Source organism: Micromonospora sp. NPDC047134 (genome assembly GCF_040643455.1).
GTDB lineage: Bacteria > Actinomycetota > Actinomycetes > Mycobacteriales > Micromonosporaceae > Micromonospora.
In genome coordinates, this window is sequence record NZ_JBEYUI010000021.1 from 92,495 (window position 1) to 99,364 (window position 6,870).

Sequence of the window (6,870 nt, forward strand, 5' to 3'; positions counted from 1 at the left end):
CGATCAACCCCTAGCCCGCTTCGACCGACCTACTAGCTCGCGTCGATAGCGTGGACCAATATCGGATATGGGAGGAGATCCAATGCGGATTGAGCCGTTGGGTTTGGAGGGTGCTTATCTCATCCGACCACAGATCTTTCCGGATAGCCGAGGCGTCTTTCTCGAGATATTCAACCAACCGGATTTCGAGGAGACGATCGGCCATCCGTTGGAGGTGGCTCAGGTCAACTGCTCATCGTCGCGCCTCGGCACGGTCCGCGGCCTGCACGGCGTCGCGATACCGCCGGGCCAGGCCCGGTACGCCACGTGCGTGCGCGGAGCGATCATCGACATTGTCGTCGACACCCGCATCGGTTCCCCGACGTTCGGCGACCACGTCCCGGTGCGGCTGGACGACGAACGGCGCGAAGCGCTCTACCTGGCCGAGGGGTTGGTCCACGGATTTGCTCCGCTCGGTGACGAGGCCACCGTGGTCTACCTGTGCTCCAGCATCTACAGCCCGGCAGCCTCGTTCCAGATCAATCCATTCGACCCGGCCCTGTCCCTGCCGTGGCCGCAGCATGGCGAACCGATCTTGTCTGACAAGGACCGGGCCGCGCCGACCCTGCGGCAGGCCCTCGACCTGGGGATGCTGCCCACGTATGCCGAATGTTTGGCGCTCGGCGAGGCGCGCCGGCTGCGGGCCGGCGGCGGCAGCCGGGAAGCGCTGCGATGATTCCGCTGTTCCGGGTACCGATGTCGGCGCAGGCCCCGGACGCCATCGCCGCTGTCGTGGCGAGCGGACAGATCGGCCAAGGCGCGAAGGTCGAGCAGTTCGAGCGCGAGCTGGCCGATCGGATCGGCAACCCGCACGTAGCGACGCTGAACAGCGCGACTGCGGGTCTGCATCTGGCGCTGCGTCTGGTCACGGGATCGACCCCCGGCGGTGAGGTTCTCTCCACGCCACTGACCATGGAGGCCACCAACTGGACGATCCTGGCCAACGGCCTGGACATCCGGTGGGTCGACGTCGACCCGGCCACGCTGAACGTCGATTTGGACGACCTGGCCCGAAAGATCACCGCGAACACCCGGGCAATCATGATCGTGCACTTCGCCGGTTACCCGGTGGACCTGGACCGGCTGCGCGGGATCCTCGACCGGGCCGAAGCGATCCACGGCCACCGGCCGATGGTGATCGAGGACTGCGCGCACGCCTGGGGCGCCACCTACCGAGACGTCCCGCTCGGCAATCACGGCAACATCTCGGTCTTCAGCTTCCAGGCCATCAAGCATCTGACCTGCGGCGACGGCGGCCTGATCGTACTGCCGAACGAGGAACTGCACCGCCGGGCCAAGCTGCTGCGGTGGTTCGGCATCGACCGAGAGGGTCCGGACCGGCTTCGAAACCCGCCCGACGTCCAGGAGTGGGGCTACAAGTTCCACATGAGCGACATCAACGCGGCGATCGGCCTCGCCAATCTCTCGCACTCCGACGAGGTGCTGCGGCGGCACCGAGATAACGCCGCGTACTACGACAGCCGGCTCGCGGGCGTACCCGGGTTGACGCTCACCCAGCGCGCCCCGGACCGGCAGTCCTCGTTCTGGATCTATCCACTGCAGGTGGACGACCGGGACGCGTTCATCAAGCGGATGGACGCGGCGGGCGTGATGGTGAGCCAGGTGCACATGCGCAACGACGTGCACACCTGTGTACGCGACTACGTCGACCAGCTGCCCGCCCTGGACGTGGTTGACAAGCGCTTGGTCTGCATCCCGGTCGGCTGGTGGGTTTCGGACGACCAGCGCGAGTACATCGCCGACACGGTCGACTCGGGGTGGTGACGTGAAGGGCATCATCCTGGCCGGCGGCTCCGGCACCCGACTACACCCGATCACGTTGGCCATCTCCAAGCAGCTTCTGCCGGTCGGCGACAAGCCGATGATCTACTACCCGCTGTCGGTTCTCATGCTCGCCGGGATCCGGGACATCCTGGTCATCTCCACCCCGGCCGACCTGCCGCAGTTCCGCCGGCTCCTCGGCGACGGCGCCCACCTGGGGCTCCAGGTGGGCTACGCCGGCCAGGCCGAGCCCAACGGCCTGGCGGAGGCCTTCATCATCGGGGCCGACCACATCGGCGACGACGACGCGGCCCTGGTGCTCGGCGACAACATCTTTCACGGGCCGGCGTTCTCCGAGGTGCTCGCGGCACGTACCCGCGAGGTGCGCGGATGCGTATTGTTCGGTTACCCGGTCACCGACCCCGAACGGTACGGTGTCGGCGAGATCGACGCCGACGGCCGGCTGATATCGATCGAGGAGAAGCCGGCCCGTCCCCGATCCAACCGGGCGATCACCGGCCTTTATCTCTACGACAACACGGTGGTCGACATCGCGAAAAACCTCCGGCCGTCGGCCCGGGGCGAACTGGAGATCACCGACATCAACCAGACCTACATCGAGCGCGGCACCGCGACGCTCGTGGATCTGGGCCGCGGGTTCGCCTGGCTGGACACCGGCACGCCGGACTCACTCATGCTGGCCAGCCAGTACGTGCAGACCCTGGAGCAGCGTCAGGGGGTGCGGATCGCCTGTGTGGAGGAGGTGGCGCTGCGGATGGGCTTCATCGACGCCGCCGCCTGCCACTCGCTGGGCGCCCGGATGAGCAACTCCAGCTACGGCCAGTACGTCATGGCGATCGCGCGCGAACTCGCCGAAGCGCACTGACCGGGACCCATTCAACCCCGCCTCTTAAATGGCGCGCCGGAAAGCAGAAGACTTGACAGATCTGAATTCATGCTATCAAGCCCCTCATGGAGAGAAATACAATCCGGGAGATCCGGAAAGGGTTGCCGCATTGCTGCGGACTCGGTTACAGTCGGCTCCTGTCACCCCGCGACAAGCCGATAGGGGATCCTCAGAGTGGTTTCGTACCCGGGCACAACTGTGCCCGAGAGTAAGTCGGCAGAGCTTCCGAGTCAGCTCACCGTGCGCGGCGCGCGGGTCCACAATCTACGCAACGTGGACCTCGATTTGCCGCACCGTCAGTTGATCGTCTTCACCGGGGTCTCGGGCTCCGGTAAATCGTCTCTAGCCTTCGACACCGTGTATGCCGAGGCCCAGCGCCGCCAGGTGCAGTCGATGTCCACCTACGCGCGGCAGTTCATCACGGAAATGGACAAGCCTGATGTGGACCGCATCGAGGGCCTGTGCAACGCGGTCGCCGTCGACCAGCGGACCTCCGCGTCGCGGAGCCCGCGCTCCACCGTCGGCACCGTCACCGAGGTCTACGACCTGGTCCGGGTGGTCTACGGCCAGGCGGGCCGCGCCCACTGCACGGTGTGCGACCAGCCGCTGCGCGCCGACGGTGAGCAGTTGGTTTGCCCCGACGGTCACAGCACCGCGACGCCGGATCTGGCGAGCCGCTCCTTCTCCTTCAATCTGCCCTTCGGCCAGTGCCCGGACTGCACCGGTCTGGGCACCCGGCTGGAGGTCCAGGAGGACCTGATCGTGCCGGATGAGGGCCGAGCACTGGCGGACGGTGCGATCGCCCCGTGGAAGGCGCCGGCCAACAAGACCGCGGAGAGCAAGCTCAGCAAGGCGGTCCGCGCCGACGCGGAACGCCGGATGCTGGCCGCGTTCATGGAGGCCGAGGGCCGCAGCATGCTGTCACCCTGGCGCACCCTGCCGGAGGAGTTGCGTCAACGGCTGCTGCACGCCGAGAGTATTCCGGTCGGCGACTCGGTCCTGCTCGGCGTCATTCCCTGGATCCACCAACGGTACGAACGCACCCGGCTCGAGGGCGGCGGCCTGGTCCTGCAGGCGTTCATGCGTGACGTCGTGTGCCCCGGCTGCGGCGGCGGCCGGCTGCGCCCCGAGCAACTAGCGGTCAAGGTCGACGGCGTGGGTATCGCCGAGCTCACCTCGATGCCGGTCAGCTCGGTCCGCCGGTTCTTCGAGAACCTGGTGGTCGGCGACCGGGACCGCAAGGTGATCGCGCAGGCGGTAGACGAGATCGTGGACCGGCTGCGGTCGCTCGCGGACGTCGGCCTGGGCTACCTCACGCTGGACCGCCCGGCCCGGACGCTCTCCGGCGGCGAGGCACAACGCATCCGGTTGGCGAGCCAGTTCGGCAGCCGGCTGTTCGGCCTGCTCTACGTGCTGGACGAGCCGACGGCCGGGCTGCACCCCAAGGACACCGAGGAACTGATCGCCACCCTGCGTCGGCTGCGCGACCACGGCAATACCCTGATCGTGGTCGAGCACGACCACCACATGATCGAGGCGGCCGACCACGTCGTCGAGATGGGACCGGGTGCGGGTGAGCTGGGCGGGCAGTTGATCTTCGCCGGGCCGGTCAGCGAGCTGCTCACCGACCACAAGTCACTCACCGGCGGGTACGTGAGCGGAGAGCGCGGAATCACGGTGCCCAAGCGGCGCCGGCCACCCCGCGCCGGGCAGGAGATCGTGGTCCGCAACGCCCGCGGCAACAACCTCACGGGCGTCGACGTCGCGTTCCCGCTCGGCTGTTTCGTCGCGGTCTGCGGTGTGTCGGGGGCTGGGAAGTCGACGCTCGTCGACCACACCCTCTGGCGCGCGGCGGAACGGTCGCTGGGCGGTACCGCGCCGGAACCGGCACCGCACGACGGCATCGACGGGCTTTCCCTGATCGACCGGGTAATCCGGGTAGACCAGTCACCGATCGGCCGGTCAGGCCGGTCGACACCGGCGACGTACACCGGGATCTTCGACGCCATCCGCAAGGCGTTCGCGGCGACCGAGGAGTCACGGCGGCGTGGCTTCAAGCCCGGCCAGTTCTCCTTCAACTCGCCCGGCGGGCGCTGCGAGGCCTGCTCCGGCGACGGCACCGTGCAGATCGAGATGCACTTCCTGCCGGACGTCTACCTCCCCTGCGAGGTGTGCCTCGGCAAGCGCTACAAGGAGGAGACCCTGCGGGCGCGCTACCGCGGCAAGACCATCGCCGAAGTGCTGGAGATGCCGATTGACGAGGCCGCAGAGTTCTTCATCGGAGAGCCGGCGATCACCGGTCCACTCCGAACGCTGCGCGAGGTCGGGCTCGGTTACATCCGGATCGGCCAGCCCGCGAACACCCTCTCGGGTGGCGAGGCCCAGCGGATCAAGCTCTCCAGCGAGCTGCAGCGCCGCGCCGGACGTCACACGCTCTATCTGCTCGACGAGCCGACCACAGGGCTGCACTCCAGCGACATCGACCGGCTGCTGAAGGTCATGCACGACCTGGTGAGCAAGGGCCACACCGTCGTCACCGTCACCCACAACCTCGATGTGGCCAAGGTGGCCGACTGGATCATTGACCTGGGGCCGGAGGGCGGCGACGACGGCGGCCGGCTGATCGGCACCGGCACGCCCGAGCAGATCGCCGCCGGGAACGGTCACACCGCCCACTATTTACGGCGCTCTCTGCGCCTCTGACCCGATCCCCCGTTCGGATGAACCGTGCCCGGCCCGGATTCCCAGGCCGGGCACGGTGGCGTTCACCGGGGGCGTCCACGTGGGCGACCGCCCACTCGGCAAACGTACGCGGGCGTGCCGGCCGGTCGCGAGGGACGCGTTCATGCGCACCGGCCTGCCGATCGCCGCCCTCCACCACTCGACCTTTGGGGAACGGGCAACTTCGCCTCTCATCAGTGCTTGGTCTTCGCTGGCCAGCGGCTGACCGGTGCTGCACTGTTCCGGAAGGGCCTGCGGCAGCGGAGACCGGCCGCCGCCGGACCGCGGTACTCCAGAGAGCGCCGAGTGAGCCTCTAGCCACGCCGTCCAAGGTGAACTCGTAAACGGCGAGTGGGGAGGACCGATGGCCGCATCCACCGTGCCGGCGACGCGGGCGTACCGATCTGTCCTGAGCAGTTTCGCCACAGGAGTCGTGGTCGTGACCGGCATGAGCGGCACGCCCGCACGTCCGGCGGGAATGTCCATCAGCTCGTTCACCTCCGTGTCGCTTGATCCGCCGCTGGTGTCGTTCTGCGTGGCGGTCACCAGCACGACATGGCCGCTGCTACGCACGGCGAATCGCTGGTGCGTCAACGTGTTGGGCGCGGACCAGCGCGCGGTGTGCGATCGCTTCGCCGTCCGCGGTGTTGACCGGTTCGCCGGATGCGACTGGCGTCCGGCACCCGGCGGCTCGCCGATCATCGGCGGGGCCATCGCCTGGTTCGAGGTGCGGCAGCAGGCCGAGCACGTGGCCGGCGATCACGTGATCGTAGTGGGCCGGGTGGAACACTGTGCACGGCGCGCGGACCGCACCCCACTGATCCTCTTCGGTGGCGCGGCCGGAACCTTCCGGTCCTTGGCATCAAGCGACTGAAGGTTCTGCCATGACTAAACGCACCCTGGTAACCGGCGGTACCGGCTTCATATGCTCGCACTACGTACGCCGCCTGCTCAGTCCGGACGTTCCGGGCGACGTCTCCGTCACGGCGAGGGCCGGCCGGACCGCACGCACCCAGGACGCGGCGGCGGGCAGCACGGCGCTTCACCACGGCTCCTCGACGGCGGCCTGTAACGGCGACGCCGCAAATGCCCAGTACGCATTGGGACTGCTGAAGTGAGGTTCCCCCGGTTTGCCGGAGGGTTGGTTACCTGGCGCCGGTGGGCTCAGGCTGAACGATAGTTGCCTCGTCGTGCTGTGTCTGGTCGGAGTGCCAGGCGGTTTCGTACTCGTCTGGTGATCGCCAGCCGAGGTCCTTTTGGATGCGGCGGGTGTTGTACCACCCGTCGATGTAGGTGAAGATCGCGTTCTCGGCCTCGTCGCGGGTGCGCCATGAGGTGCGGTAGACGAGTTCGATCTTCAACGTCGACCAGAAGTTCTCCATGAGGGCGTCGTAGCTGTCGCCGACGGACCCCATCGAGGG

Annotated in this window: 7 protein-coding genes; 6 read left to right on the forward strand and 1 reads right to left on the reverse strand. The window is 67.7% G+C overall.

The genetic code is table 11. The annotated features are described in order from the left end of the window. The first annotated feature begins 82 nt into the window (after positions 1–82). The 6 genes from ABZ795_RS22950 to ABZ795_RS22975 all read left to right on the forward strand — a co-directional run bounded on the left by ABZ795_RS22950 (position 83) and on the right by ABZ795_RS22975 (position 6,567). Positions 83–715 (forward strand): dTDP-4-dehydrorhamnose 3,5-epimerase family protein, encoded by a 633-nt coding sequence (locus ABZ795_RS22950; RefSeq protein ID WP_357531809.1) that lies wholly within the window; start codon positions 83–85, stop codon positions 713–715. Then, positions 712–1,824 (forward strand): DegT/DnrJ/EryC1/StrS family aminotransferase, encoded by a 1,113-nt coding sequence (locus tag ABZ795_RS22955; protein ID WP_327026613.1) that lies wholly within the window; start codon positions 712–714, stop codon positions 1,822–1,824. The genes ABZ795_RS22950 and ABZ795_RS22955 overlap by 4 nt, the downstream gene beginning before the upstream one ends. Before the next feature lies 1 nt (position 1,825). Beyond that, complete coding sequence (rfbA, locus tag ABZ795_RS22960) at positions 1,826–2,707, forward strand: glucose-1-phosphate thymidylyltransferase RfbA (protein ID WP_327026614.1); 882 nt, start codon at positions 1,826–1,828, stop codon at positions 2,705–2,707. Positions 2,708–3,001: 294 nt separating this feature from the next. Next, a complete protein-coding gene (gene uvrA / locus ABZ795_RS22965) occupies positions 3,002–5,431 on the forward strand; it encodes an excinuclease ABC subunit UvrA (protein WP_357531810.1) in 2,430 nt (809 codons plus the stop codon). Between the two features lie 382 nt (positions 5,432–5,813). Continuing rightward, entirely contained in the window at positions 5,814–6,323 is a 510-nt protein-coding gene (locus ABZ795_RS22970; protein WP_327026616.1) for a flavin reductase family protein, read from the forward strand. Between the two features lie 10 nt (positions 6,324–6,333). Next, positions 6,334–6,567, forward strand: coding sequence for an NAD-dependent epimerase/dehydratase family protein (locus ABZ795_RS22975; protein WP_327026617.1), 234 nt, complete (start codon positions 6,334–6,336; stop codon positions 6,565–6,567). A gap of 27 nt (positions 6,568–6,594) precedes the next feature. On the opposite strand, the gene ABZ795_RS22980 is transcribed toward ABZ795_RS22975, so the two are convergent. Next, positions 6,595–6,870, reverse strand: a 276-nt coding sequence (locus tag ABZ795_RS22980; protein WP_357531811.1) for an IS3 family transposase, incomplete at its 5' end; no start/stop codon positions are given.